24 protein-coding genes are annotated in these 25,509 nt (G+C 68.8%); 13 read left to right on the forward strand and 11 right to left on the reverse strand.

Annotated elements, in window-relative coordinates; all coding sequences use genetic code 11:
• Positions 1-103: 103 nt before the first annotated feature.
• Positions 104-931 carry a FadR/GntR family transcriptional regulator gene (locus AVKW3434_RS02175; protein WP_284403969.1) on the reverse strand — a complete coding sequence of 276 codons (828 nt, stop codon included), beginning with the start codon at positions 929-931 and terminating at the stop codon, positions 104-106.
• Positions 932-996: 65 nt separating this feature from the next.
• Between AVKW3434_RS02175 and AVKW3434_RS02180 the strand changes: the two genes are divergently transcribed.
• The 9 genes from AVKW3434_RS02180 to AVKW3434_RS02220 all read left to right on the forward strand — a co-directional run bounded on the left by AVKW3434_RS02180 (position 997) and on the right by AVKW3434_RS02220 (position 10,568).
• Complete coding sequence (locus AVKW3434_RS02180; RefSeq protein WP_272569096.1) at positions 997-1,809, forward strand: NAD-dependent epimerase/dehydratase family protein; 813 nt, start codon at positions 997-999, stop codon at positions 1,807-1,809.
• Between the two features lie 5 nt (positions 1,810-1,814).
• A complete protein-coding gene (locus tag AVKW3434_RS02185) occupies positions 1,815-2,744 on the forward strand; it encodes an SMP-30/gluconolactonase/LRE family protein (protein WP_502869012.1) in 930 nt (309 codons plus the stop codon).
• 73 nt (positions 2,745-2,817) lie between these two features.
• Positions 2,818-3,789, forward strand: a complete 972-nt coding sequence (locus tag AVKW3434_RS02190; protein WP_284403973.1) for a TRAP transporter substrate-binding protein — start codon at positions 2,818-2,820, stop codon at positions 3,787-3,789.
• Between the two features lie 104 nt (positions 3,790-3,893).
• On the forward strand, positions 3,894-4,382 hold the full coding sequence (locus AVKW3434_RS02195) for a TRAP transporter small permease (protein WP_284403975.1): 489 nt from the start codon (positions 3,894-3,896) through the stop codon (positions 4,380-4,382).
• A gap of 8 nt (positions 4,383-4,390) precedes the next feature.
• Entirely contained in the window at positions 4,391-5,686 is a 1,296-nt protein-coding gene (locus AVKW3434_RS02200) for a TRAP transporter large permease (RefSeq protein ID WP_272569102.1), read from the forward strand.
• 20 nt (positions 5,687-5,706) lie between these two features.
• Entirely contained in the window at positions 5,707-6,807 is a 1,101-nt protein-coding gene (locus tag AVKW3434_RS02205; RefSeq protein WP_284403977.1) for a lactonase family protein, read from the forward strand.
• A 106-nt stretch (positions 6,808-6,913) separates the two neighbouring features.
• Positions 6,914-7,969 (forward strand): SMP-30/gluconolactonase/LRE family protein, encoded by a 1,056-nt coding sequence (locus tag AVKW3434_RS02210; RefSeq protein ID WP_502869013.1) that lies wholly within the window; start codon positions 6,914-6,916, stop codon positions 7,967-7,969.
• A 26-nt stretch (positions 7,970-7,995) separates the two neighbouring features.
• The gene (locus AVKW3434_RS02215) at positions 7,996-8,991 is read left to right on the forward strand and encodes a Bug family tripartite tricarboxylate transporter substrate binding protein (RefSeq protein WP_284401267.1); all 996 of its coding nucleotides are present in this window, start codon (positions 7,996-7,998) and stop codon (positions 8,989-8,991) included.
• Between the two features lie 197 nt (positions 8,992-9,188).
• Positions 9,189-10,568, forward strand: coding sequence for a PQQ-dependent sugar dehydrogenase (locus tag AVKW3434_RS02220; RefSeq protein ID WP_284403980.1), 1,380 nt, complete (start codon positions 9,189-9,191; stop codon positions 10,566-10,568).
• Positions 10,569-10,583: 15 nt separating this feature from the next.
• Here the strand turns inward: AVKW3434_RS02220 and AVKW3434_RS02225 are convergent, their stop codons facing one another.
• From AVKW3434_RS02225 to AVKW3434_RS02250, 6 genes are all read right to left on the reverse strand, one after another.
• Complete coding sequence (locus tag AVKW3434_RS02225; RefSeq protein ID WP_284403982.1) at positions 10,584-11,639, reverse strand: phytanoyl-CoA dioxygenase family protein; 1,056 nt, start codon at positions 11,637-11,639, stop codon at positions 10,584-10,586.
• A gap of 4 nt (positions 11,640-11,643) precedes the next feature.
• Complete coding sequence (locus AVKW3434_RS02230; protein WP_284403984.1) at positions 11,644-12,957, reverse strand: type II toxin-antitoxin system HipA family toxin; 1,314 nt, start codon at positions 12,955-12,957, stop codon at positions 11,644-11,646.
• A 20-nt stretch (positions 12,958-12,977) separates the two neighbouring features.
• Complete coding sequence (locus tag AVKW3434_RS02235) at positions 12,978-13,286, reverse strand: helix-turn-helix domain-containing protein (RefSeq protein WP_272569110.1); 309 nt, start codon at positions 13,284-13,286, stop codon at positions 12,978-12,980.
• A gap of 135 nt (positions 13,287-13,421) precedes the next feature.
• Positions 13,422-13,637: a YjfB family protein gene (locus AVKW3434_RS02240; RefSeq protein ID WP_272569111.1), complete on the reverse strand. Its 216-nt coding sequence runs from the start codon at positions 13,635-13,637 to the stop codon at positions 13,422-13,424.
• A gap of 99 nt (positions 13,638-13,736) precedes the next feature.
• Positions 13,737-15,149: a dihydrolipoyl dehydrogenase gene (locus tag AVKW3434_RS02245; protein WP_284403988.1), complete on the reverse strand. Its 1,413-nt coding sequence runs from the start codon at positions 15,147-15,149 to the stop codon at positions 13,737-13,739.
• Between the two features lie 98 nt (positions 15,150-15,247).
• Positions 15,248-15,835 carry an IMPACT family protein gene (locus AVKW3434_RS02250; protein WP_284403990.1) on the reverse strand — a complete coding sequence of 196 codons (588 nt, stop codon included), beginning with the start codon at positions 15,833-15,835 and terminating at the stop codon, positions 15,248-15,250.
• 186 nt (positions 15,836-16,021) lie between these two features.
• Here AVKW3434_RS02250 and azu point away from each other — a divergent pair, with 186 nt between their 5' ends.
• From azu to AVKW3434_RS02265, 3 genes are all read left to right on the forward strand, one after another.
• Positions 16,022-16,474: an azurin gene (azu, locus tag AVKW3434_RS02255; protein WP_284403992.1), complete on the forward strand. Its 453-nt coding sequence runs from the start codon at positions 16,022-16,024 to the stop codon at positions 16,472-16,474.
• Between the two features lie 131 nt (positions 16,475-16,605).
• Complete coding sequence (locus AVKW3434_RS02260; protein WP_284403994.1) at positions 16,606-16,815, forward strand: hypothetical protein; 210 nt, start codon at positions 16,606-16,608, stop codon at positions 16,813-16,815.
• Positions 16,816-16,982: 167 nt separating this feature from the next.
• Positions 16,983-19,418: a YgiQ family radical SAM protein gene (locus AVKW3434_RS02265; RefSeq protein WP_284403996.1), complete on the forward strand. Its 2,436-nt coding sequence runs from the start codon at positions 16,983-16,985 to the stop codon at positions 19,416-19,418.
• On the opposite strand, the gene AVKW3434_RS02270 is transcribed toward AVKW3434_RS02265, so the two are convergent.
• The 4 genes from AVKW3434_RS02270 to AVKW3434_RS02285 form a co-directional block, all read right to left on the reverse strand.
• Positions 19,359-21,902, reverse strand: coding sequence for an EAL domain-containing protein (locus AVKW3434_RS02270; RefSeq protein ID WP_284403998.1), 2,544 nt, complete (start codon positions 21,900-21,902; stop codon positions 19,359-19,361). The genes AVKW3434_RS02265 and AVKW3434_RS02270 overlap by 60 nt on opposite strands.
• 198 nt (positions 21,903-22,100) lie before the next feature.
• Entirely contained in the window at positions 22,101-22,517 is a 417-nt protein-coding gene (locus tag AVKW3434_RS02275; protein ID WP_272569117.1) for a hypothetical protein, read from the reverse strand.
• 172 nt (positions 22,518-22,689) lie between these two features.
• Positions 22,690-23,469, reverse strand: coding sequence for a cold shock and DUF1294 domain-containing protein (locus tag AVKW3434_RS02280; RefSeq protein ID WP_284404001.1), 780 nt, complete (start codon positions 23,467-23,469; stop codon positions 22,690-22,692).
• Between the two features lie 3 nt (positions 23,470-23,472).
• The gene (locus AVKW3434_RS02285; RefSeq protein ID WP_284404003.1) at positions 23,473-24,354 is read right to left on the reverse strand and encodes a CoA transferase; all 882 of its coding nucleotides are present in this window, start codon (positions 24,352-24,354) and stop codon (positions 23,473-23,475) included.
• A gap of 218 nt (positions 24,355-24,572) precedes the next feature.
• Here AVKW3434_RS02285 and ygiD point away from each other — a divergent pair, with 218 nt between their 5' ends.
• Positions 24,573-25,433, forward strand: a complete 861-nt coding sequence (gene ygiD / locus AVKW3434_RS02290; RefSeq protein WP_284404591.1) for a 4,5-DOPA-extradiol-dioxygenase — start codon at positions 24,573-24,575, stop codon at positions 25,431-25,433.
• The last annotated feature ends 76 nt before the right edge of the window (positions 25,434-25,509 follow it).

A 25,509-nucleotide genomic window follows, 5' to 3' on the forward strand; every position in this document is an offset into this window, starting at 1 on the left:
CAACTTAAAAATGGCAAGACACAAGCGCCGGAGGATGCTTTTCCGCGGCTCTTCGGGTTAACGATGACCCGCGCTGCCCGGCCTTTGGGCGAGTGGCTGGGTTTCAGGCTTCGGGTGTGGCGGCGGGGGCTTGCACCGGAGCCGGCGGTGTTTTGGCCGCCTCCTGCGCCAAGCGCAGGCGCTCGCGGCTGTTGGTGAGGTGGATGCGCATGGCCGCGCGCGCCGACTCGGGGTCCTTGCGGGCGATGGCCGAATAGATCTCTTCGTGCTCGCGGTTCACCCGGCTCAGGTATTCGTGGCCCCGCACTGCGTTGCGGATGCCCGAGATGCGGGTGCGCGGAATCAGCGTGGTGCCCAGGTGGTTCATGATGTCGGCGAAGTACGGGTTGCCCGTCGCCTCGGCGATCTGCAGGTGAAAGCGGAAGTCGTGCCCCACCGTGTCGCCGCCCATGGCCACGTTGCGCTCGAAGTCGTCCAGCGCCTGGCGCATGGCCTGCAGGTGGGTCTCGCTGCGGCGCATGGCCGCAAGGCCGGCCGACTCGGTTTCCAGGCTGATGCGCAGTTCCAGCACGGCCAGAACGTCCACCGACGCCGTGAGTTCGGAGGGGTCCAGCCGGAACACGCCGCCGGCGCGCGGGGGCAGCACGAAGGTGCCGATGCCGTGCCGCGTTTCCACGAGGCCGGCGGCCTGCAGCTTGGACAGGGCCTCGCGCACCACGGTGCGGCTCACGTCGTGGGCGCGCATGATTTCCGATTCGGTGGGCAGCTTGTCGCCCGGCGTCAGCAGCCGGTCGCGGATCTTTCCAGAGAAGTCTTCCACCACGGCGTTGGCCAGTCCGCGGGCGCGCCGGACCGGCGCCGGGGACAGGACCGGGGCCGTTGATTCGGTGGGGACGGGGTATGCGGGTAATCCCTTTATCGGTGCGGCCATGGCGGTGATGATAATCGCTGAACGTTGTATGACAACATATGACAAATACTAGCCAGAGGAGCTTCATGAGCCAGCCGTCCCGTTTACCCCGTCTTCTTTTGACCGGCGCCGCAGGCGGCCTGGGCCAGGTATTGCGCGAAAGATTGCGCCCGTATGCCGAGGTGCTGCGGCTGTCCGACATCTCCACCCTGGCCCCGTCGCGCGGCCCCGATGAAGAAGTAGTGCCCTGCGATCTGGCCGACAAGGCTGCGGTGGACGCGCTGGTTGCTGGCTGCGACGCCATCGTGCACCTGGGCGGGGTATCGGTCGAGCGGCCCTTCGAGCAGATCCTGGAAGCCAACATCAAGGGCGTGTTCCACATCTACGAAGGCGCGCGTCGCCACGGCGTGCGCCGCGTGGTGTTCGCCAGCTCCAACCATGTGACGGGCTTTTACCGCCAGGACGAACGCATCGACGCCAACGCGCGCCGCCGGCCCGATGGCTATTACGGCCTGTCCAAGTCGTTCGGCGAAGACATGGCGAGCTTCTATTTCGACCGCTACGGCATCGAGACGGTGAGCCTGCGCATCGGCTCCTCGTTCCCTGCGCCGCGCGACCGCCGCATGATGAGCTCCTGGCTGAGCTACGACGACCTCACCCAGCTCGTCGAAAAGGCACTGTTCACTCCGGACGTGGGCCACACCGTGGTGTATGGCGCCTCCGCCAACCGCGATCTGTGGTGGGACAACCATGCGGCAGCGCACCTGGGATTCACGCCCAAGGACAGCTCCGAACCCTTCCGTGCCCAGGTCGAGGCCCAGCCCGCACCCGCGCCGACCGACCCGGCCGCCATCTACCAGGGCGGGGCCTTCACGGCCCAGGGCCCGTTCGAAGGATGACCGCCGTGAACGCCAGCGCGGAACTGGTGCTGGATGCGCGCTGCGCGACGGGCGAGAGCCCGGTGTGGCGCGCGGCCGGGCAGGCGCTGTACTGGGCTGACATTCCCCAGGGCGTGCTGCACCGCTGGTCCGCGCAGACCGGCGAGCAGACGCAGTGGAAGGCCCCCGAGATGGTCGCCTGCATCGCTCCCTGGGCCGGGCAGCCCGGCCGATGGCTTGCCGGTTTGGAAAGCGGCTGGTTCCAGCTCGACCTGCCGCAGGGCGGTGCCGCATCCGGCACGCTGCAGGCGCAGCGCCTGGCCACGGCCGACCACGCCCGGGCGGGCATGCGCTTCAACGACGGCCGCTGTGACCGCCAGGGTCGGTTCATCGCCGGCACCATGCTGCAGGACATGGGCGCCGCCGCCCGCGTGGGCAAGGTGTACCGGTTCGGTGCGCAGGAGCTGGCGGCCGGCGCAGGCACCGACCTGGCGCTGGGCGATTTGATCGTGCCCAACGGCATCGCTTTCAGTCCCGACGGGCGCACGATGTACCTGTCCGATTCGCACCCCCAGGTGCAGGCGATCTGGGCCTTCGATTACGACACCGAGACCGGTACGCCGAGCCGCCGGCGCCTGTTCGCCGACATGAATCCGCTGCCGGGGCGCCCCGATGGCGCGGCGATCGATGTGGATGGCGGCTACTGGATCTGTGGCAACGACGCGGGCCTGGTGCACCGCTTCACCCCCGATGGCCGGCTCGACCGGTCCCTGGCCGTGCCGGTGAAAAAGCCTGCCATGTGCGCCTTCGGCGGCCCGCAGCTCGACACGCTGTACGTCACCTCCATCCGCCCCGCAGGCGTGGACCTGTCGGACCAGCCGTTGGCCGGCGGTGTCTTCGCATTGCGCCCGGGTACGCAGGGCGTGCCGGAGCCAGAATTCACCGCCCCTGTCTGAACGGGGCCTGGGTCCCTCTACCGATTTCTCCCCCAAAACGTATTTCCAACAGCAAAAGAGACGAGGCAGACAAATGAAATTCCTGAAGACCACCCTGGCCACCCTGGCCGCGCTCACACTGGGCTTCGGCGCCGCGCAGGCGACCGAGCTGCGCTCCGCGGACATCCACCCTGACGACTACCCGACCGTGACGGCGGTCAAGTTCATGGGCGAGCGCCTGAAAGCCCTGTCGGGCGGCAAGCACACCATCAAGGTGTTCAACAACGGCGCCCTGGGCAGCGAGAAGGACACCATCGAGCAGGCCAAGATCGGCGCGCTGCAGCTGGTGCGCATCAACATCGGCGCGATGAACAACATCTGCCCTGAGACCGTGGTGCCCACGATGCCGTTCCTGTTCCGCTCGGTCGAGCATCTGCACAAGGTGCTGGACGGCCCGATCGGCGAGGAAATCCTCAAGGCCTGCGAAAAGCAGGGCTTCGTGGGCCTGGCTTACTACGACAGCGGCGCCCGCTCGATGTTCACCGCCAAGAAGCCCGTGCGCAGCTTCGCCGACATGAAGGGCCTGAAAGTGCGCGTGCAGCAGTCCGACCTGTGGGTGTCGATGCTGGAGGCCATGGGCGCCAACGCCACCCCCATGCCCATGGGCGAGGTGTACACGGGCCTCAAGACCGGCCTGATCGACGCGGCCGAGAACAACTACCCCACGTACGAGAGCTCGCGTTCGTTCGAAGTGTCCAAGTACTACACCAAGACCGAGCACTCCATGGCCCCCGAGATGCTGCTGTTCTCCAAGCGCGCCTGGGACCGCCTGTCGCCCGAAGAGCAGGGCTGGATCCGCCAGGCCGCCAAGGAGTCGGTGCCCTACATGCGCAAGCAATGGGCCGAGCGCGAGATCAAGTCGCTGGCGACGGTGAAGGCCGGCGGTGCCGAGATCATCGAAATCGACAAGGCCCCGTTCCAGGCCGCCATGAAGCCGGTGTACGACAAGTTCATCCCGGACGCCAAGCTCAAGGACCTGGTCAAGCGCGTTCAGGACACCCAGTAAGTCCCTTTCTGCCCACTTCTTGAAGTGGGCTTTTTTTGCTCTTAAATCAATAGCATGGTGCCCTAGTGAATATTGTGCCAGGGGCCTTTTTTACTCATAACAACATGTATACCCAAATTTGCCGCACGCTCGCCCGCGTCTGCATGTGGCTGGGCATCCTCGGCCTGGTCGCAGTGATCTGCGCCGTGAGCTGGCAGGTGTTCGGACGCTATGTGCTCAACAACACGCCCACCTGGGCCGAAAGCCTGGCCCTGCTGCTGGTGATCTACGTCACCATGTTCGGCGTGGCCGTGGGCGTGCGCGATGCCGGCCACATCGGGCTCGAATCGTTCCTGGTGCTGGCGCCCGACTGGCTGCGCCTCAAGATGGAATACCTCATCCACGCGCTGGTGCTCATGTTCGGCGCCGTGATGGCGTACAGCTGCGCGTCGCTCGCGCAGTCGGTGTGGGACTACCGGCTGCCCACGCTGTGGATCTCCGAAGGTTGGAAATACGTGCCGGCCGCGATCGCCGGCGTCCTGATCGTGATGTTCTCGATCGAACACATCATCGCGCTGGCCCAGGGCCGCGAAGTCGAACCCGCCTGGGGCTGAGAAAAACCATGACCGTGCCACTTTTGATCCTGAGCGTGTCGTTCACGCTGTTCCTGCTGCTGGGCGTGCCCGTGGCGTTTTCCATCGGCCTGTCGGCCCTGGCCACCCTGCTGTACGAAGGCCTGCCCCTGGAGGTCGGCTTCCAGCAGATGACCTCGGGCATGGGCATCTTCTCGTTCCTGGCGATTCCGTTCTTCATCTTCGCGGGCGAGCTGATGCTGTACGGCGGCATCGCCGACCGCATCGTCAACTTCGCGCGCAACCTGGTGGGCCACGTGCGCGGCGGGCTGGGCATGTCCAACGTGGTGGCCTGCACGCTGTTCGGCGGCGTCTCGGGCTCGCCGGTGGCGGACGTGTCGGCCATGGGCGCCGTGATGATCCCAATGATGAAGAAGGAGGGCTACCACGCCGACTACGCCGTCAACGTGACGACGCACGCGGCGCTGGTGGGGGCGCTCATGCCCACCAGCCACAACCTCATCATCTATTCGCTGGCGGCCGGCGGCAAGGTGTCCATCGCGGCGCTGATCCTCGCGGCGCTGATTCCCGCGCTGGTGCTCACCATCAGCAACCTGGCCGCGGCCTACCTCGTGGCTGTCAAGCGCGGCTACCCCGCGGGCACGTTCCCGGGCTGGCAGATCGTCGGGCGTTCGTTCGCCGCCGCGCTGCCGGGGCTGTTCATCGTCGTGCTGATCCTGGGGGGCATTCTTTCGGGCATCTTCACCGCCACTGAATCGGCGGCCGTGGCCGTGCTGTATGCGTTGGGCCTGACCGTGTTCCTGTACCGCACGCTGAAGTGGGAGCACTTCATCAAGGCGGCCTCGAAGGCGGTGCGCACCACAGGCGTGATCCTGCTGCTGATCGGCATCTCCAGCACGTTCGGCTACCTCATCAGCCTCTACGGCGTGGCCGAACTCACGGGCCAGATGCTGTCGCAGGTGACCAGCACGCCGTGGGTGATCTTCCTGCTGATCAACATCATCCTGTTCGTGCTGGGCACCTTCCTGGACATGGCGGCCACCATCTTGCTGTGCACGCCGATCTTCCTGCCCATCGCCCAGCACTACGGCATGAGCTCGGTGCAGTTCGGCATCGTCATGCTGATCAACTGCGCGCTGGGCCTGAACACGCCGCCCGTGGGCACCACCCAGTTCGTGGGCTGCGCGATCGGCGGCGTGTCGGTGGGCACGGTGATGCGCACGATCTGGCCGTTCTACGGCGCGCTGATCTTCGCGCTGGCCCTCGTGACCTTCGTGCCGGCCTTCTCGACCTGGCTGCCCAGCATGTTCATGGTGGTCAAGTGACCCCGGAAAGAGAGCGATCCATGGCGATTTCTTCTTCCTTTCTGCGCTCGGTGGCCCTGGCCCCCGTGGCCGCCGCCACGCTGATGGCGGCCAGCGGCGCGGCCTCGGCCGCCACCTGGGTCTATGTGTCGAACGCCGACAGCCAGGACGTGTCGGTGTACGAACTGGACCGCGCCGCCGGCAAACTCCAGCCGGTGGAGACCGTGCCCGTGGGCGGCCAGGCCATGCCCATGGCGGTCTCGCCCAACAAGCGCCAGCTGTACGTGGCGCTGCGCTCGCAGCCTTTCCGCGTGGTGACGCTGGCCATCGATCCGGCCAGCGGCCGCCTGAAGAAGCAGGGCGAGGCGGCCCTGGCGGACAGCATGGCCAACATCGACACCGATGCCACCGGCCGCTGGCTGTTCGCCGCGTCCTACCCGGGCCACAAGATCACCGTCAACAGCATCGACAAGGACGGGCTGGTGGGCGCGGTACAGCAGCTCATTCCCACGGCGCCCAACGCGCACGCCATCCATGCCGACGCGGCCAACCGCTACGTGTTCGCCACCAGCCTGGGCGGTGACCATCTGTCGAGCTGGCGCTTCGACGCCACCACCGGAAAGCTGACCGCCAACGAGCCGGCGCTGACCGCGGTGGCCCCGGAAAAGGCCGGCCCGCGCCACTTCGTCTGGGACAAGGCGCAGCGGTATATGTACGTGGTGGACGAGCTGGACGCGGCCCTGCACGTGATGGCGTACGACGCCGAGCGCGGCACGCTGCGCGAGGTGCAGCGCACCACCACCTTGCCGCCGGGCTTCACCGGCAAGCCCTGGGCGGCCGACCTGCACCTGTCGCCCGACGGGCGCACGCTGTATGCGTCCGAGCGCACGTCGAGCACGCTGTCCACCTTCCGTGTCGATGCGGCCACCGGGCAGCTCGAGCCGCTCGGCCAGGTGCCCACCGAGAAGTCGCCGCGCGGCTTTGCCGTCGATTCCTCGGGGCGCTTCCTGATCGCGGCGGGGCAGGACTCGCACAGCGTGTCGCTGCACCCCATCGATCCGGCCACCGGCGTGCCGGGCACGCCCACGCGCGTGGCGGCGGGCAAGAACCCCAACTGGGTCGAGATCGTCGATCTGCCTTGAGGCATTGACGCCTCGGTGCGTGGGCACGCATGCGCCTGCCCGCCCGCGCGGCCTCGGGGCATGTGGCCCGCCGCGCTTCCTGAAAACACGACCGGAGACAAAACCCATGCAAAGAGCGACACAAGACGCCGCCCCCCAGACCCCGCCATCGCGCCGCCGTTTCATGGCCGGCGCGCTAGCCGCCACGGCCACGGGCCTCGCGCAGGCCCAGGCGTTCGACTTCAAGCCGCAGCAGCGCTACCCCGATCCCTCGGTGCAGATCCTGGACCCGTCGTTCGCCAAGTACCGCCTGTTCAGCAGCAGCGTGGAGCAGATCGCCACGGGCTTTCGCTGGGTCGAAGGCCCGGTGTGGTTCGGCGATGGGCGCTACCTGCTGTTTTCCGACATCCCCAACAACCGCATCGTGCGCTGGGACGAGGCCACGGGGCAGACCGGCGTGTTCCGCCAGCCCTCCAACTTCTCCAACGGCCTGGGCCGTGACCGCCAGGGCCGGCTGCTGGCTTGCGAGCACCTGACCCGCCGCGTGACCCGCACCGAGTACGACGGCAGCATCACCGTGCTGGCCGACCGCTTCGAGGGCAAGCGCCTGAATTCACCCAACGACATCGTCTGCCCGAGCGACGGCTCGGTCTGGTTCACCGACCCGCCGTTCGGTATCGGCGGCCACTGGGAGGGCGACAAGGCCGTCTCCGAGCTCCCGCATGCGCTGTACCGCATCGATCCGTCCGGCCGGCTGGACCGCGTGCTGGAGGCGCGCTTTCCCAACGGGCTGGCGTTCACGCCGGACGAAAAGCAGCTCTACCTGGTGGCGCGCACCGCCGACAACCGCCGCCAGATCGTGCGCTACGACGTCACCGCCCGCCAGGGGCTGGCCAACCCGACCGTGCTGATTGAGGGCGGGGCGGGCGCGCTGGACGGATTCAAGGTCGATGAAGACGGCAACCTGTGGTGCGGCTGGGGCAGCACGGGCGCGGCCGACTCGGTCGCCGCGGACCTGGACGGCGTGATGGTGTTCAACCCGGCCGGCAAGGCCATCGGCCATATCCGCCTGCCCGAGCGCTGCCCGAACCTCGTCTTCGGCGGCCCCAAGAAAAACCGCCTCTTCATGGCCAGCAGCCACTCGATTTATTCGCTCTACGTGGAAACGCGCGGAGCAGTCTGATTTTTCAAAACCAGGAGACAACGCACATGCAACGCAGAACCTTCATTGCCGCCGCGGCCGCTGCGGCCGCCGCCGGCAGCTTCATCGGCCTGCCCGCCTTCGCGCAGGGCACCTGGCCCACCGGCAAGACCATCACCTACCTCGTGCCGTTCGCCGCCGGCGGCACCACCGACACGCTGGGACGGCTGATCAGCCAGCAACTGGGCACCGCCCTGGGCACGACCGTGGTGGTGGACAACAAGGGCGGGGCGGGCGGCAGCGTCGGCTCGGAAATCGCGGCCCGCGCGGCACCGGACGGTTACACGCTGCTGGGCGGCACCATCAGCTCGCACGCCATCAACGTGAGCCTGTACCCGAAGCTGGGCTACGACCCGGTGAAGTCGTTCGCGCCCGTCACGCTCATCGGCACCAATCCCGTGGTGCTGGTGGTGGCGGCCAGCAGCCCCTACAAAACGCTGAAGGACGTGCTGGACGCGGCCCGCGGCAAGTCGGGCGGCCTGTCGTCGGCCTCCGCCGGCACCGGCACCTCGCAGCATCTGGCGCTGGAGCTGCTGGCCTACAAGTCGGGCGTGAAGTTCACCCACGTGCCTTACAAGGGCAGCGGCCCGGCCATCCAGGACGTGATCGGCGGGCAGGTGGACATGATGTTCGACACCACTGTCGTGGCCGCGCCGCACATCCAGAGCGGCAAGCTGCGCGCCATTGCCGTCACCTCGGCCAAGCGCCTGGGCTCGATGCCTGATGTGCCCACCGTGGCCGAATCCGGCTTGAAGGGACTGGCCGATTTCGAGGTGCAGTCGTGGCAGGCCATCTTCGTGCCCGCCGGCACGCCCGAGCCGGTCGTGACCCGCCTGCACACCGAGATCCGCAAGATCCTCGCGCAGCCGGACATGCAGACCCGCCTCAAGAGCTTCGGCATGGAGCCTGCCGACATGACGACCGCGCAGATCGCCACCTTCCAGAAGGCTGAAGTCGCCAAGTGGGCGCAGGTGATCAAGGCCGCCAACATCAAGGTGGACTGACGCCGCGCGGTGGCATGCAGCAGGCCCGGTGCCCTGGCGCGCGGGCCCGCTGCATGCCGGGGAGGGGATGGGAGACACGTCCGGCGCGTTCGCGCCCATGGCTGACAGGGGCGGTGGTGCCAGCGCGGCACACTGGCCCGCATCGCGGCGCATCCGCCGCGATCGGCACCCCAACAGCACAGAAGGCAGGTTCTCCCATGCACGCGCAACGCTCCCATCTCCCCCCGTTTTCAATCGCCCGCTGGCCTGTCGCCGTCCTGGGCTGCGCGCTGGCCGGGGCCCTGGTCGGCTGCGGTGACACGGCACGGCTGCCGCCCGAGGCCGGCGTGGGCCCGTCGCCCACGCTGCCCGAACCCCACAAGACCCTGATCCCCACCGTTCACATCGCACCCGCCAAGGGGTGGCCCGATGGCATGCAGCCCACGCCCATGGCGGGCATGCAGGTCACCGCGCTGGCCAAGGGGCTGGACCATCCGCGCTGGGTGTACGTGCTGCCCAACGGCGACGTGCTGGTTGCGGAAAGCAACACGCCGGCCAAGCCCAAGGAAGACCAGGGGCTGGTGAAGAACGTGCGCAACTGGGTCATGGGCAAGGTCATGGGCCGCGCGGGCTCGGGCGCGCCGTCGGCCGACCGCATCACCTTGCTGCGCGACACCGACGGCGACGGCGTCGCGGAAACCCGCAGCGTGTTCCTGCAGGGCCTGCATTCCCCATTCGGCATGGCGCTGGTGGGGGGCGATTTCTACGTCGCCAACACCGATGCGGTGGTGCGCTTTCCGTACACGGCGGGCCAGACCACCATCACCGCGCCCGCCACCAAGGTGGTGGACCTGCCCGGCCTGCCGTTCAACCACCACTGGACCAAGAACCTCATCGCCAGCCCCGACGGCCGCAAGCTCTATGTGACCGTGGGCTCCAACAGCAACGTGGCCGAGAACGGCATCGAGGCCGAGCAAGGCCGCGCCGCCATTTGGGAGGTGGACCGCGCCAGCGGCGCCCACCGCATCTTCGCCAGCGGCCTGCGCAATCCGAACGGCCTGGGCTGGGCCCCCGGCAGCGGCGCGCTGTGGACGGTGGTGAACGAACGCGACGAGATCGGCAGCGACCTCGTGCCCGACTACCTCACCTCGGTGAAGGACGGCGCGTTCTACGGGTGGCCCTACAGCTACTACGGCCAGCATGTGGATGTGCGGGTGAAGCCGCCCCAGCCGGACCAGGTCGCCAAAGCCATCGCACCCGACTATGCGCTGGGCAGCCACGTGGCGCCCCTGGGGCTGGCCTTCTCGGGCCCGCCATCGGCCGGCAAGGGATTGCCGCAGCAACTGGCCCAGGGGGCTTTCGTGGGTCTGCACGGCTCGTGGAACCGCAAGCCGCGCAGTGGCTACAAGGTGGTCTTCGTGCACTTCGAAAACGGCCAGCCCAAGGGCCAGCCGATCGACGTGCTGACCGGGTTCCTCAGCCCCGAGGGCGATGCCTATGGCCGTCCCGTCGGCGTGGCGCTGGATGCGCGCGGCGGGCTGCTGGTGGCCGATGACGTGGGCAATGCCATCTGGCGGGTTTCGGGCACGCCCCGATAGGATGGTGGAGGCTGCTCAGCGCCAGATCGCATGAATCGGCACCTCGGCGGGCATCATGTTGATGTACTGGACCAGGCGGGGCCGCGCACCGCGGTTGGGGCTGGCGCCATGGGGCAGGGCTTGTTGCCAGATCACCAGGTCGCCGGCCCCCGCGCCGATGGGCCGGGCGCCCAGTTCCTGGAAATCCTGCCTGCGGGGATCGGCGTCCGGGGGCAGTCCGGCCAGCCACCCTTCCACCTGGCGGTGAAAGCCCGGCACCACGGTGAGCGCACCCTGTTCGGGCGGCGTGTCCGTGAGGTAGAGGATGCCCTGGGTGCAGAAGGGGATGGGTGGCTCCAGGCTCACATCCCAGTGCAGCCCCTGCGCCTGGTAAGGGTGGCCGGGGCGTTCCGGCACATTGAAACCACAGCGGTCCGTGCTGCGCCACAGGTCGGCGGTGCCCCACAGCTGCGCGAACGCCTTGTGAATGCGCAGCGCCCGGCGGTTCGCGTCGAACGCGGGGTGCTGGAACAGCTGCAACATGATATTGCGCGGGGCGTTGCGATACCACGACTCCACGTCGTCCGGCGTGGCGCCCACCGCCTCCCACACCACTTGCGCGGCGGCGGCGCTGTCGTCGGGCGCCACGGCCTGCCGCACGATCACGTAGCCGTGCTCGTCCCAGTGCGCCAGGTCGTCGACATTCAGCACGGGCGGCATGGCGTCGATCCGGGCGTGCAGCCGGGCCACGGCGTCGGGCACGGGCCCGCCGTCCACCAGCGCCTGGATGCGGGCGATGGTGGCGGCATCGGGCGCCCCGGCGGTGCGCACGATCCAGTCCTCGAAGTCCGCGAACTCCGGCGCATGCCACAGCACATGCTGCATGGTCTGCTCCAGGCCCAGGCCCAGTGCCGCGAGCACGATCTGCGTGCGATGGGATTCCGCGTTCTCGCCCGTGGGCAGGCCCTGGCGCGCCGCCATCCAGCGCGACCAGCAGCGCTTGAGGTAGGGCACCTGCAAGGCGCCGCGCTCGCCGGGCGGGCAAAGGGGATCGGCTCGGTTCAATGATGGGTTGGTCATGCTGGGAGTCATGCTTTCAGTTCCGTGTGAGCGCGACACCGCCTGCCAGGCGCTCCGCGACCGATCGGCGCATCGCAGGTGGCGCGTCGGCGATGCGCTCGGGCCATGCCTGCTGGGCCAGGCGCACCGAATCGCGCAGCAGCGCAAGATGGCGCGGCGCCCGCAGCAGGCCGGCGGCCTTGATCAGCCCCTCCATGTCGTCCCATGAAAAGGCGCGCAGGGTTTTGTCGATGGCCCGGTTCACCGCGTACTGGCTTTCGGGCACGCCCTCGAAGAACGCGGCGACGCACACCGGGTCGTACAGCGGTGACAACTGCGGCGCGCGCCCGTCAGGGTAGACCAGCGCCCAGTTCTTGAGGTGCGCATCGGTGTTGCCCATGAGGATGAAGGCGACCATGCGGGCGAGGAACTCGCGGGTGTCGTGCACGGGCTGGTGGCTCAGGCGGTCCAGCACGCGCAGCATGGTGGCGTAGTCCTGCAGGATGCCCTTGCCGTACTTCTGCCGCGGCGTATAACCCAGCACCTGGTTGAACTCTTCCATGTGCACCCGCTGGCCGCCGGGCAGGTGGTCGAATCGCTGCACGGCCAGGATCTCGTCGAAGGGCACGGCGTCGGGCAGGTCGGCCTCGGCGCGGGTGATGACATCCGCCTGGGCGCAGTCCAGGCCGAGCGACCGGCACAGCTGGTAGCCGGCGTGTTCGTTGGCCACCAGGTCGGGGTGGGCGGTGGTGGGCAGCTTCAGGATCACGCTGCCGGCCGCGCCCTTGCGGTGCACGGTGTAGCGCCGCCCCTCCTGCACCGCGCTGAACTTGGTGACCACGCCGGGCAGCGAGGCCGCGTCCTCCACGGGGTATTCGACGAAGCCCGGCTCCAGCACGTCCAGGCCCTGGGTGGTGTGCCAGTGGCGAACCACGTCGGGCACGCCGTCCTGTGCGGGCACGGGCTCCACCTCCAGCGCACCCATCAGGTCGTGGCCTGCGGCGGCCAGCAGCTCGAACTCGTCGTCGGGCGTGCAGCCGCGTTCGCGCGCGAGGCGCTCGCGGTTGTGGCCTTCGGGCAGCAGGTTCTGGAAGTACACCGGCCAGCGGCCATCGGTGCGCACCAGCCGGGCGTCGCGCGCCGAAGCCAGGATCTGCTGCGTGGCGGCCTCGTTCTCGCCCTGAAAGCTGAGCGACAGGGTGGGGCGGCCGGGGTCGTTGATGTAGCTGGCATCGAACGACACGCGCAGGATGTCGCCATACTGCGAGAGGTAGCCGATCGCCATGCGGCCGGCGCCCTGGCCGGCCGGGCGGTGCAGGTACAGGCGCAGGTAACGGATGGAGGTGCTCATGGCGGGTCAGCCGGCCGCGCTCAGCCTTCTTTGCGCAGGCTGTCGATCACCGAAGGCGGGGCATCCACGCCCTGGGGCTGTCCCAGGAATTTGCCGCCCGACTGGATGAAGGCCTGCAGGCTCGGCCGAAGGGTGCTGGGCACGGCGATGATGTCCATCCCCAGCACGCGGGCCATTTCCGTCAGGGTGGAATAGCGGGGATCGAGGTCGCCCCCTTCGGTGCGTTGCACCGTCATTCGCGAGAGGCCGGCCCGTTCGGCCAGCTCGGCCTGGGTGAGCTGGCTGGCCTTGCGGGCCACGGTCAGGCTGTGGATCAGATCGTTGGTCATGATCCTGTTTATACTCTTTTTTGGATAAAAGAGTATTCTAAGTTTCACCCTCTGATCGTTTGGGTGAATCAGACTGGGGGCTGTCGCCACGGTAGCGCTTCCCCGTGCAGACTCGCCCTCTCGGGGGCCGCCGACTCAGGCGAACGTGTTGACCTGGGTGCCCAGCGCGCCGGAGGTGGCCAGTGCCGGTTGGGGCATGGATTGCTTCATCGACTCGATCAGCAAGGTGGCGGAGGCCTCCTGCGTGTCCAGCGCCTTTTTCAGCACCCGGATGTTCAGGGCATCGGAATTCTTCTGGCTGGCCATGGCCGTTGCGGTGTTGACGACCGATTGGGAAAGCGCGACATCCATGGGGTGCTCCTGTTGGGGCCTCGGGGCGAGGCGAAGGCAAAGACCCCTCCCTTTTCGGCAACCCCGTCCGGAACTGAAGCCCGGGCGGAGGCGGAATATTCAATCGAGCGCGCTGGCCCCATAGGCGGAGCAGGCCGACAGGTCCGAGGCGCTGCCGCTGGGCAGGTGCGAAGCCGCATCGCGCAGCGCGGTGCGCAGGCCTTCCTCCAGGACCGGGTGGTAGAACGGCATGCGCAGCAGGTCCTGCACCGTGAGCGACCGGTCGATGGCCAGTGCCAGCAGATGCGCCAGGTGCTCTCCGCTGGGGGCGCACAGCTCCGAGCCCAGGATGCGGCCGCTTTCGCGCTCCGCATACACGTTCAGGCGGCCCTGGTTGTGCTGCGCCGCGCGTGCGCGGCCCTGGCGGGAGAAATCCACCGAGCCCGTCACGAATTCGCCCTCTTTCAGGTCCTTCCAGGCCTGGCCGATCACCGCCGCGTTGGGCTGGGTGAACACGATGGACAGCGGCGTGCGTCGGCGAAAGCACTGCGGCTCGGGTGCCATGGCGTTCAGGGCGGCTATGTGGCCCTCGTCGGAGGCCTCGTGCAGCAGCGGCCGGCGGTCGTCGGCATCGCCGGCCATGAACACGGGCAGGTCCGCGATCTGCATGGTGCGCGCATCCACGGGCGGCTTGCCGTGCGCGTCCAGGGGGATGCCCAGGGTATCGAGGCCGAGGTGTTCGATGTTCGGCCGCCGCCCCATGGCCGCCAGCACCTGGTCCACCACCACCGTGGTGCTGCCGTTGCTGACCTCGATCCCGCCCGGCACTTCGCGCAAGCGGGCCTCCTCGCCCACGCTGACCACGAATTCGTCTTTCAGCACGGCCTTCAGCGCGCCGAGGATGTCGGGGTCGGACAGCCCGGCCAGCGATGGCCCGGTCGAAAACGCCGCCACCTCCACGCCCAGCCGCGACAGGGCCTGCGCCAGTTCCGCGCCCAGCGGCCCCAGCCCGATGACCGCCATGCGCGGCCCCAGGGTGGGCTGCTCGAAGAGGGTGTCGGTGGTCAGGATGCGGTCGCCGAACGCCAGCCATTCCTCGGGAATGATGGGGCGCGAGCCGGTGGCGATGATGACGCTGCGGGCATGGTAGGTCTTGCCTCCCACTTCCACCGTGCCCGGGCCGCGCAGCCGCGCGTGGCCCGAAATGCCCTGGTCGCCGACCGCCGATGCCTTCTCGGTGCCCGCCACGAACTCGTCGCGCAGGGCGCGCACGCGCTCCAGCACGGCAGGCATGTCGACAGAGAGGCCGTCCCCGCCGCGCAGGCCGAAGGTGTCGAATGCGTGGCGCCGGTGGTAGGCGTTGGCCGCTTCGATCAGCATCTTGGAGGGCATGCAGCCCACCCGCGCGCAGGTGGTCCCCCAGGGGCCATCGTTGACGATCCGCACGCGGTCGGTGCGTTTGCGAACCTCGCGCAACGCGGCAAGGCCTGCCGATCCCGCGCCGATGATGATGGCGTCCAGGGGTGGGCTCATGGGTCGATCTCCTCAGGGGTGGCGAATGGCTGAGTGTCCCCGGGCCGCAGGGCGGGGCCTGTAGGTGCAGGGCACTTTCGGCGCAGGCGATGGCGGCGCTATGGCGCGATCCAGCCGATCCGGCCCTGGCAGGCGTCGTTCAGCCGCTGCACGAACGCCGCCTCCTGCGGCTGAGGCAGCTGGATGCGCACGGCCACCAGCGAGCCGTGGGCCACCTCGCCCAGCGTGGCGCCGGCCGCCTCGACCTCGCGGCGCACCAGGCCCTCCAGGGCATAGGGCACCTCGCACTGCAGCGCCACCATGCGCTGCAGCGGCACCTTCTCGGCCGGCAGCAGCGCCTGCGCGATGGTGTCGGTGTAGGCCCGCACCAGCCCGCCCGCACCCAGCTTGACGCCGCCGAAATAGCGCACCACGGTGGCCAGCACGCCTTCGAGGTCCTGGTGGCGCAGCACCTCCAGCATCGGCCGGCCCGCGGTGCCGCCGGGTTCGCCGTCGTCCACCGCGGCCGACTGGCCGCCCGCCAGCAGCGCCCAGCAGACGTGCGCGGCACCGGGGTGCTGCTGCCACAGCGCATCGACGGTGGCCTGGGCCGACGCGCGGTCCGCCATGGGCTGCACGCAGCCGATGAACCGGCTTTTCTTGATGACCAGTTCGCTGTGGGTGGGGGTTCGCACGGTGTAGGGCATGGGCGGCGGAGCTTAACTGCACGCCGGGTCTATGGACGGCGTTCGGCACAAGGCTTGATGCACCTCAAGGCGCTGCAGGGGCCCCGCGCATACGCTCCCTGCATCGCGCTGTTGCGTCGCCCGGCTGCATGGAGCAGCCCGGCAACGCCAGGCGCAAGCACCTGTTTTATGAAGAAGGAAGACCTCATGGCAAACCACTGGAAATTTGCGGCGCTGGCCCTGGTATTGGCGGCTGGCCCCACCTGGGCCGCCGACTGCACGGCCGAGATCGAAGGCAACGATGCGATGCAATTCAACAAGGCGACCCTCGCGGTGCCGCAAAGCTGCAAGCAATTCACCATCAAGCTCAAGCACGTGGGCAAGCTTCCCAAGACCGCCATGGGCCACAACTGGGTGCTGAGCAAGGCCGCCGACCTGCAGGCGGTGGCCACGGACGGCATCGCTGCCGGGGCCGCCAAGAACTACGTGAAGGACGCGGACGCCCGGGTGATCGCGCACACCAAGATCGTGGGCGGTGGCGAGAGCGATTCGGTGACGTTCTCCACCCAGGCGCTCAAGGCCGGCGAGTCCTATGCCTATTTCTGCTCCTTCCCCGGCCATTCCGCGCTGATGAAAGGCACGCTGGCCCTGGCGAAATAACCTCCCGCCACCCGGTGCTGTCGCCGGTTGCACACAGAGGGGCCCCTTTTCAGCGGCCCCTTTTTCGTTGACACGAAACAGTCACCCCGCCGCCATACGCTGGCGGCAACCCCGCATGAAAAGGACCCGCCATGCTTGCCGCTGCGCTGACCCACGTGATGAACGCCATGGTGTTTCCCGCTGCCCTGGCCGGCGCCAACGGGCCAGGCCGGGTGGAGGAGGGGGCCTTGGCCGCCACCCCTGCCGCCTGGACCGCAAGAGCCACCGAACTGCACTCGCCCTACGGCGAGCCACCCGCCCCGGATCTGGACCAGCGGGTGCGTGCCTCCGGCGAATGGTGACGGGCCGATCGGGGCCCGCCACGCCGCGCACCGAGGCCGCCGCCGGCCCGCTCGCCACCCGCGGCCAACCCCCTGCGGCGCAGGGCGCGTGAATGCGCCTTGGCCCTGGGTTTCGACAGGAAAGGCCTGAAAGCCTAAAATCGCGGCTTCCCCACGCCTTGCCCTCCATGAACGCCCCCGTCGACGTTTCCTTTTTCGCGCGCGCCGCGAAGCCGCTGACCAGCTATCGCCCGTATTGGGCGAAACGCTTCGGCACGGCCCCGTTCCTGCCCATGAGCCGCACCGAGATGGAGCGCCTCGGCTGGGACAGCTGCGACGTGATCCTGGTGACGGGCGATGCCTATGTCGACCACCCCAGCTTCGGCATGGCCGTGATCGGCCGCACGCTGGAGGCGCAGGGCTTTCGCGTGGGCATCATCGCGCAGCCCGACTGGCAGAGCGCCGAGGCCTTCAAGGCCCTGGGCCGCCCGAACCTGTTCTGGGGCGTGACGGCGGGCAACATGGATTCCATGATCAACCGGTACACCGCCGACCGGAAGATCCGCAGCGACGACGCCTACACCCCCGGCGACGTGGGCGGCAAGCGCCCCGACCGCGCGGCCATCGTGTACAGCCAGCGCTGCCGCGAAGCCTACAAGGACGTGCCCATCGTGCTGGGCGGCATCGAAGGCAGCCTGCGCCGCATCGCCCACTACGACTACTGGAGCGACAAGGTGCGCCGCTCCGTCGTGGTGGACGCCAAGTGCGATCTGCTGCTGTACGGCAACGCCGAACGCGCCTTGGTCGAAGTGGCCCACCGCCTGGCCGCGCGCGAGCCCGTGGAGCAGATCACCGACGTGCGCGGCACCGCCTTCGTGCGCCGCTCCGACGACGAAACCGGCCAGGGCTGGTTCGAGATCGACTCCACCAGCGTGGACGAGCCCGGCCGCGTCGAGGCGCACGTCAACCCCTACATGACGACCAGCGAGCAGGCCGCCGCGCAAGGCAGCACCTGCAGCAAGGAAGATGCTCCTGATTCAATAGCATCCATGCCAATGGATACTAAGGCACAAGGGCCAAATGGCTCGAAATCCGCCGAGCCCAACCCCGCCATCCAGCCGATGCTCTTCGTGGCCAACCCGAACCTCAAGGCCAAGCTCAAGGTGCCGCCGCGCGAACGCAGCGTGATCCGCCTGCCCAGCTACGAGCAGGTCAAGAGCGATCCGGTGCTCTATGCTCACGCCAACCGGGTGCTGCACCTGGAGACCAACCCCGGCAACGCCCGCGCCCTGGTGCAGGCCCACGGCGAGGGCCCGACGGCGCGCGACGTGTGGATCAACCCGCCGCCCATCCCGCTGACCACGGCCGAGATGGATTACGTGTTCGATCTGCCCTATGCGCGCGGCCCGCACCCGAGCTATGCCGACGAGAACGGCAGCCACGACGGCGCGACCAAGATCCCGGCGTGGGAGATGATCCGCTTCAGCGTGAACATCATGCGCGGCTGCTTCGGCGGCTGCACCTTCTGCTCGATCACCGAGCACGAGGGCCGCATCATCCAGAGCCGTTCCGAGGACTCGATCATCCAGGAGATCGAGGACATCCGCGACAAGGTGAGCGGCTTCACCGGCACCATCTCCGACTTAGGTGGCCCCACGGCCAACATGTACCGGTTGGGCTGCAAGAGCCCCGAGATCGAGGCCGCGTGCCGCAAGCCCAGCTGCGTGTACCCGGGCATCTGCCAGAACCTCACGACCGACCACGGCCCGCTCATCAAGATCTACCGCCGCGGCCGCGCGCTCAAGGGCATCAAGAAGATCCTGATCGGCTCCGGCCTGCGCTACGACCTGGCCGTGAAGTCGCCCGAGTACGTGAAGGAACTGGTGCAGCACCACGTGGGCGGCTACCTCAAGATCGCGCCCGAGCACACCGAGCAGGGACCGCTCACCAAGATGATGAAGCCGGGCATCGGCAGCTATGACAAGTTCAAGCAGATGTTCGAGCAGTTCAGCGAAGAGGCGGGCAAGAAGCAGTTCCTGATCCCGTACTTCATCGCCGCGCACCCGGGCACGAGCGACGAGGACATGATGCACCTGGCCATCTGGCTCAAGAAGAACGGCTTTCGCGCCGACCAGGTGCAGACCTTCTACCCGAGCCCCATGGCCACGGCCACGGCCATGTACCACTCGGGCAAGAACCCGCTGCGCAAGATCGGTCGCGACAGCGAGGCGGTGGACATCGTGCGCGGCGAAAAGCGCCGGCGCCTGCACAAGGCCTTCCTGCGCTACCACGATCCCAACAACTGGCCGCTGCTGCGCGAGGCGCTGAAGACCATGGGCCGGGCCGACCTGATCGGCAACGGCAAGCACCACCTGATTCCGACCTTCCAGCCGATGACGGACGGCAGCTACCAGAGCGCGCGCCGAAAGAACAGCACCGTGGCCCCGGTGGCGGCGCCGCGCAAGCCGGCACCCGCCAAGGGGGTGGCGTTCAACAAGGCCGCACAGCAGCCCGTGGCCGGCCGCATGCTGACCCAGCACACCGGCCTGCCGCCCCGCGCCGGCCTAGCCGGCAAGCCCGCCGGCGGGACCCCTTCCGGTAAAACGTTCCGCAAGGGGCGCTGAGCCCTCCGGCGCCGCCGCACCCGGCGCGGTGCCCTGGACGGCGGCCCGTGGCATCGGCTCCGGGCGGCTGATGGCATGGCCCTGTGCATGGTCCACGCCCATGGCGCGCAGCGCCTCCACGATGGCCGGCGTCTCGGCGAACTCGGCGATCGTCTGCTTGCCCATCACGTGGCCGATGTGGTTGATCATCTCCACCATCGCCCGGTTGGCCGGGTCCTCCAGCATGTCGCGCACCAGCGCGCCGTCGATCTTGAGGTAGTCCACCGGCAAGTGCCGCAGGTAAGTGAACGAAGACATGCCCGCGCCGAAGTCGTCCAGCGCGAAATGGCAGCCCTGCTGCTTGAGCTCGCGGATCAGGCGGATCGCGTTGGGCAGGTGGGCGATGGCCGCGGTCTCGGTCACCTCGAAGCACAGCTGGTTGGCCTGTACGCCGTAGCGGGCCATCTGATCGCGCAGGTACTCCAGCAGGCTTTCGTCGCCCACGCTGGTGCCGGACAGGTTGATGGCGCACAGCGTGATGGGCCGCTCCTGCGGTTGCCGGCGGCGCTCGGCCAGCGCGGCGAAGGTGTGCTCGACCACCCAGCGGTCCAAGGCCTGCGCGAGGCCGAAGCGTTCCGCGGCCGGCACGAATTCGCCGGGAAAGATCGCCTGGCCGCCTTCCCCCTGAAGGCGCAGCAGTACCTCCACATGCACGCCGCCATCGCCCGGTGCCCGCAGCGGGGCGATCTCCTGCGTGTAGAGCTGAAAGCGGTCCTGCTCCAGTGCCTGGCGGATGCGCTGCACCCAGTGCATGTCGTCCAGGTGGCGCGACATGGCTGCGTCCTGCGGCTGGTAGACGTAGACCGTGTTGCGCCCGCGCTCCTTGGCGCCGTAGCAGGCCATGTCGGCCACGCGCAGCACCTCCTGCAGGCTGGTGAGGTCGGCCGTCAGGTGCACCAGGCCGATGCTCAGGCCCGTGCGCAGGGTGCGGGCGCCCCAGGGCAGGCGCAACTCCTGCGCGTGGTGGCGGATCTGCTCGGCGATCCGCTCGGCCACCTCCTGGGGACAATCGTGCAGCAGCACGCCGAACTCGTCGCCGCCCAGCCGCGCCAGCGTGTCGCCCTCTCGCAGGCCGCGTTGCAGCATGCGGCAGACTTCGCGCAGCATCTCGTCGCCCGCGGGGTGGCCGCAGGTGTCGTTGATCACCTTGAACTGGTCCAGATCGATGTACAGCAGCGCGCCCGCCACCTCGGAGGGCCGCGGCCGCGCCAGCATCTGGCCCAGGCGCCGCTCGAACTCGCGCCGGTTCACCAGGCCGGTGAGCGTGTCGTGGCTGGCCTGCCAGGCGAGCTGCTCCAGGTATTGCTGCTCGCGCGTCACGTCGTGCAGCACCAGCACGGCGCCCGCCAGTTGGCCCTGGTTCATTAGCGGCGATCCCACCAGCGTGACGGGGACGGTGCTGGCGTCCGGCCGCACGATGCGGTGCGGGTGTTCGTCGTGCAGCCCGACGGTGCCGTGCAGCGCGCGTTCGAGCAGTTGGGTGATGCTGCCGTGGGTGGCGGGTGGCTCGGCGCTGCCGGTGGCCTTGGCGCCGTCTGGGGGGCCCGTGTGCAGCAGTTGCGCCAGCGGCATGCCCAGGCTGTCCTGGCCGGAGCGGGCCAGCAGGTTCTCCGCCGCGGGATTCATGTAGCGCACGTTGCCGTGCAGGTCGGTGGTGACGATGCCGTCGCCGATGGCCGCCAGGGTGGTGTGCGCCTGTTCGCGCTCGGCTTCCAGAATGGCTTCCACCTGGCGGCGCTGCCCCATCAACTGGCGGGTGTGGGCCAGGGTGAGGGCGATCAGCGCCAGCACCGTGGCCACGTTCAGCCACAGCAGCCAGCCCATGATGCGCCGCGAACTGTCGCCCATCGTTGCGCTGAAGTCGGTGGCGGCCGGTGTGACCCCGACGTCGATCTCATCGACCAGGCGCTGCCAGCGCTGCACCATGTCCGGCGTCACGCCGCCGGCCACGTACCCCGCCCGGATCTCGCGCGACAGGGCGTCCAGCCGCTGCAGGTATTCGTCGCCCAGCATCCAGTGCCGGATGGGCTCGCGCAGGATGTCGTGGTCCCGGAAAAGGCGCAGCATCCAGATCAGCCCCGTGAGGTCGCTCGGGTGGTTGCCGCCGCGCAGGAGGGCCTCGCGGGCGCCGGCCACATCGGGCTCGGGGGCCTCGATCAGCAGCCGCGCCTCGCGGTCGGCCAGCGGAATCTGCAAGGCCTGGTGGAACTGCTCGTACAGGCGGCCCTCGCCGGTGACGACGTATTGGCCCAGGTGGTGAATGGCGTCCTTCTGGCCCTTGGTCCATTGGCTTTCGCCCGCGACGAACGCGCGCACGGTGGACAGTACGTACAGGCTGGCGGAGGCCACGACGGCCTGCAGGATCAGGATGGCAATGAAGGGGCCGGTGAGGCCGGACGTCCACGGGCGCCGACGGTTTCCTTGCGGGGGAGTCGGCGCGTCCATGCAGTCACCAGGAAGGAATGGGGACGTTCGCCGGCGGGCGGCGAAGGTCCTGCGGCAAGGCCATGCCCGGCGCTCCCATCGCGAAGGGGAGGCATCGGGCAGACGACGCAGGGAGGCAGGCCATGGCGAACTATATCGGCAGGGGCGCCAAAGTCCAAGGCGCCGGTCCGGTCACGTTTCGGCTTGCTGCCCTGCCTGTCAAGGCACGGGCTGCGGAATCAGGTCCTCGATGATGAGCCGGCGGTAATAGAAGGCGGCTTGCGCGCCGTGCGGCTCCAGCGCGGCCTGCAGGGTTTCCGCATCGTCGTCGTCGCCCACCTTGACCAGCAGGCCATGGTGCCCGGCCGCGGCCAGGTCGGAGATGCGGCGAACGATGGTGCCTTCCGCGCCCACCGAGGGCAGGGGGGTGTCGGCATTGCCCAGCGTGCGCACCACGTGCTGCAGGATGGCGTCCGGCGTGGCGTGGGAGATGTCGGTGCGTTCGCCGTCGGCCCCCAGGGCTTCGGCGGCATCGCGGGCGTGGGCCTCGTCGGGAAAGAGGGCGAAGACATGGCCGGTGGGGTAGAAGGTGCCGGCCGAGGACGTCATGTCCGGGTCGAGGACGAAGGGCTTCATGGGGTTCCTCTCGCTGTGGATTCAACGACCATTGGGCCCGGGCCCGGACGCAAGCGCTGTAGGGCGGGGCAAGGCCGCCGTGTGGGACGCGTCCGAGACGGGCGTGGCCGGGCTGGCGCAGACCAGGCATCGAAACGGCCTGTGGCGCAATGAAATCTCCGGCATGCCGCTACTAAAAACGTAGCAATATGCCCGACTGATGGGCCAGCACCGCGGCCATCGCGGCGCAGTGCACGGCCACGGTGAGCCAGTAGACCGCGCGGAAAGATGCCTTGCTCGACTTGTGCCGCAGCCACTGCTGTGCCCACCACGCGGCCGGCCAGCCGCCCAGCACGGCGAGCAGATGCAGTCGCTGCTCGCTGGTGCGCCATCCCCCGCTGCGTGCGGCGTCCTTGTCGCTGGCATACACGGCAAAGGTCACCCCGTTGACGGCCACCAGGGCCGCCAGCCATCCCATGGAAATTCGCTGCGTCCAGACGCCCCAGGCCACGAGCGCCAGCCACGCGACCATCCACGAATAGGCCACGCCATGGTTCGCGGAGCGCGCATCGCGCGAAGGGGTGCGCCGCCGGGCCGTTGGCGACGCAGCGGCGCGTGCCTGGGCGCCTTCAGCAGGTCCACGCTGGTGGGTTTGCCGGGGCGGTGCGCGGCCAGGATCAGCCCGGGCTGGCGGGGCCGATGCCGGGGACGGGGGGCGCGGCCCGCGTCGCGCTACCAGTTGAGGACCTCCACCCGCCTGAAACGGCCCGTGGGCGGCCCGCACGGCCATCGCCCGCGGCCCTTTTCCGCCCACGTGGATTTCCTCGTACACCACGGCCAGGCCGGGCCGCGGCTCCGATAGGCCCTGCAGGTCCCGCACATGAAAGAACACATCCACGCCCGTATCGCCGCTGCGCAGAAAGCCGAATCCGCGCGTGGCGTCCCAGCGCAGCACCGTGCCTTGCTTTTGCATCGTTCAGTCCAGCGTGTGCAGGGGGATGTCCTCTCCAGTGGCCAGCGCGTCTAGCGTGGCGCGCGTCTGCCTCTGCAAGAACGCTGCGATCGCGGCATGGGTGCCGGGCGCCCGGGGATCGGCCTCTGGCGGCAACCCTGCCGCCCGGGCCAGGCGCGCGAGGAAATGCGGCTCCAGGGCCGCCACCGCCACCCGCCCGTCGATGCACGAATAGACCCGGTAGCCCGCATGCGCGCCGCCCACATCGCCATCCGGCAGGGTCAGGCCCCAGTCGCGCGGCTGGGCCAGCCACTCGGCGGCGTCCGACAGGGCCACGTCGATGCACGCGCCCTGGCCGGACGCGGCGCGCGCCAACTGCACCTGCAGCACGGCCTCGCTGGCCATGAGGGCGCCGCCCATGTCGGCATACAGCGTGGGCGGCAACGTGGTGCCGGTGACCAGCCCTGCATCGGCGAGGTAGGTGAGATCGTGCCCCGGCTCTTCCGCACGGCTGCCCGGCGCGCCCACGATGCGCACCATCGACAGCCGAGGGTAGCGCGCGTGCAGCGCGTCCCAGCCCAGCCCGAGCTTGGCCAGCGCCGACGGACGAAACGAGGTGATGAGCGCATCGGTGCGCGCCAGCTCCGCCTGCAGCACGGCTTGGCCCGTATCCGTCTTGAGGTGGGCGTGCACCACGCGGACCTGGGCATGCATCGCCGCGTAGGCGGGTGGGCTGTACATCGCCATCGGGTCCGCGCTGGAATGGCCCTCGGGCGGTGGCGGCTCCAGCTTCGTGCATTCGGCGCCCAGGCGCTGGCAGCGCAGCAGGGCGGCGGGGCCGGGCAGGTTCAGCGCCAGGCTCAGGAGCCGGACGCCACGCAGGGGCAGCAGGGAAGGTGCAGTCATGGGTGGAGACAAGGTGAGTGGTAAGCGCGGCGCAGGGTGGAACAATGCATGGCCCGGGCCGGGCCGTGGAACGTGGCGAACCGGCCGGAACTTCGGCCCACCGTGCCGCTCCGTCCCCGCGGTTATACAAAATCCCATTCCATCGCCCCTTTCGCATGCAACGCAGAACGTCCGTGGCCGCCCTGGCCGGCCTCGCCACCCTTCCCGGAGCTTTCCTCATGTCGCCCTTGTCCAGTGCTGCCACGGCCAACGCCCTGGAGCGGCTCAAGCCCTCGCCGCGCATGCCGGTGCTGTTCGTGGGCCACGGCAGTCCGATGAACGCCATCGAGGACAACGCCTGGCGCCGCGCCTGGCAGGCCATGGGCACCGAGCTGCGGGCGCGCGGCACGCCGCCGCAATTGATCCTGTGCATCTCCGCGCACTGGCTCACCCGGGGCGGGTGGCAGCTGACGGGCATGGCCGCTCCGCGCACCATCCACGATTTCGGCGGGTTTCCGCAGGCGCTGTTCGACCACCAATACCCCGCGCCGGGCGCACCCGCGGTCGCCGCGGGCCTGGCGGGCGAGTTGCGGTCGCCGGCCACGGGCCAGCCGCTGGCGGTGGATGCGGGCTATTGGGGCCTGGACCATGGCACCTGGTCGGTGCTCAAACCCATGTACCCGGCGGCGGACATCCCCGTGCTGCAACTCAGCATGGACTACGGCCGCCCGCCGGCCGAGCACTACGCGCTGGGCCGGCAACTGCGCGCCCTGCGCGAGCGCGGCGTGCTCATCGTGGGCAGCGGCAACATCGTGCACAACCTGCGCGTCACCCGGCGGGGCACGGCGCCCACCGAGGCATACGACTGGGCGGTGGAGTTCGACACCGTGGTGCAGAACCAGATCAAGCAGGGCGAGCTGGATGCGCTGCAGCACTTTCAGCGGCTGGGCCCGGTCGCGCAGCAGGCCCATCCCAGCCACGAGCACTACCTGCCGCTCCTGTATGCCGCCGCCGCGGCCGATGCGCGCGAAATGCCGCGCTTCTTCAACACGGGCTACCAGTCGGCCTCGATCTCGATGCGGTCGGTGCTGTGGGGGTAATTGCTATATTATTTATAGCGCTATGCCCCAAAAGATATTGTGCTGGCGGCCTGAAATACCCTTAATAAAAAAACCG

Origin of the sequence: Acidovorax sp. SUPP3434 (genome assembly GCF_030159015.1) — a bacterium.
In the GTDB taxonomy this organism is placed as follows: Bacteria; Pseudomonadota; Gammaproteobacteria; order Burkholderiales; family Burkholderiaceae_C; genus Paracidovorax.

Excerpts from the sequence above, each read along its gene's own strand:
- AVKW3434_RS02175 (WP_284403969.1), bottom strand. The coding sequence starts at position 931 with ATGGCCGCACCGATAAAGGGATTACCCGCATACCCCGTCCCCACCGAA.
- AVKW3434_RS02260 (WP_284403994.1), top strand. The coding sequence starts at position 16,606 with ATGCTTGCCGCTGCGCTGACCCACGTGATGAACGCCATGGTGTTTCCC.
- AVKW3434_RS02280 (WP_284404001.1), bottom strand. The coding sequence starts at position 23,469 with ATGCAAAAGCAAGGCACGGTGCTGCGCTGGGACGCCACGCGCGGATTC.
- AVKW3434_RS02285 (WP_284404003.1), bottom strand. The coding sequence starts at position 24,354 with ATGACTGCACCTTCCCTGCTGCCCCTGCGTGGCGTCCGGCTCCTGAGC.
- ygiD (WP_284404591.1), top strand. The coding sequence starts at position 24,573 with ATGTCGCCCTTGTCCAGTGCTGCCACGGCCAACGCCCTGGAGCGGCTC.
- AVKW3434_RS02230 (WP_284403984.1), bottom strand. The coding sequence starts at position 12,957 with ATGAGCACCTCCATCCGTTACCTGCGCCTGTACCTGCACCGCCCGGCC.
- AVKW3434_RS02270 (WP_284403998.1), bottom strand. The coding sequence starts at position 21,902 with ATGGACGCGCCGACTCCCCCGCAAGGAAACCGTCGGCGCCCGTGGACG.
- AVKW3434_RS02200 (WP_272569102.1), top strand. The coding sequence starts at position 4,391 with ATGACCGTGCCACTTTTGATCCTGAGCGTGTCGTTCACGCTGTTCCTG.
- AVKW3434_RS02245 (WP_284403988.1), bottom strand. The coding sequence starts at position 15,149 with ATGAGCCCACCCCTGGACGCCATCATCATCGGCGCGGGATCGGCAGGC.
- AVKW3434_RS02205 (WP_284403977.1), top strand. The coding sequence starts at position 5,707 with ATGGCGATTTCTTCTTCCTTTCTGCGCTCGGTGGCCCTGGCCCCCGTG.
- AVKW3434_RS02195 (WP_284403975.1), top strand. The coding sequence starts at position 3,894 with ATGTATACCCAAATTTGCCGCACGCTCGCCCGCGTCTGCATGTGGCTG.
- AVKW3434_RS02275 (WP_272569117.1), bottom strand. The coding sequence starts at position 22,517 with ATGAAGCCCTTCGTCCTCGACCCGGACATGACGTCCTCGGCCGGCACC.
- AVKW3434_RS02215 (WP_284401267.1), top strand. The coding sequence starts at position 7,996 with ATGCAACGCAGAACCTTCATTGCCGCCGCGGCCGCTGCGGCCGCCGCC.
- AVKW3434_RS02210 (WP_502869013.1), top strand. The coding sequence starts at position 6,914 with ATGCAAAGAGCGACACAAGACGCCGCCCCCCAGACCCCGCCATCGCGC.
- AVKW3434_RS02190 (WP_284403973.1), top strand. The coding sequence starts at position 2,818 with ATGAAATTCCTGAAGACCACCCTGGCCACCCTGGCCGCGCTCACACTG.
- AVKW3434_RS02235 (WP_272569110.1), bottom strand. The coding sequence starts at position 13,286 with ATGACCAACGATCTGATCCACAGCCTGACCGTGGCCCGCAAGGCCAGC.
- AVKW3434_RS02265 (WP_284403996.1), top strand. The coding sequence starts at position 16,983 with ATGAACGCCCCCGTCGACGTTTCCTTTTTCGCGCGCGCCGCGAAGCCG.
- azu (WP_284403992.1), top strand. The coding sequence starts at position 16,022 with ATGGCAAACCACTGGAAATTTGCGGCGCTGGCCCTGGTATTGGCGGCT.
- AVKW3434_RS02220 (WP_284403980.1), top strand. The coding sequence starts at position 9,189 with ATGCACGCGCAACGCTCCCATCTCCCCCCGTTTTCAATCGCCCGCTGG.
- AVKW3434_RS02180 (WP_272569096.1), top strand. The coding sequence starts at position 997 with ATGAGCCAGCCGTCCCGTTTACCCCGTCTTCTTTTGACCGGCGCCGCA.
- AVKW3434_RS02240 (WP_272569111.1), bottom strand. The coding sequence starts at position 13,637 with ATGGATGTCGCGCTTTCCCAATCGGTCGTCAACACCGCAACGGCCATG.
- AVKW3434_RS02225 (WP_284403982.1), bottom strand. The coding sequence starts at position 11,639 with ATGACTCCCAGCATGACCAACCCATCATTGAACCGAGCCGATCCCCTT.
- AVKW3434_RS02250 (WP_284403990.1), bottom strand. The coding sequence starts at position 15,835 with ATGCCCTACACCGTGCGAACCCCCACCCACAGCGAACTGGTCATCAAG.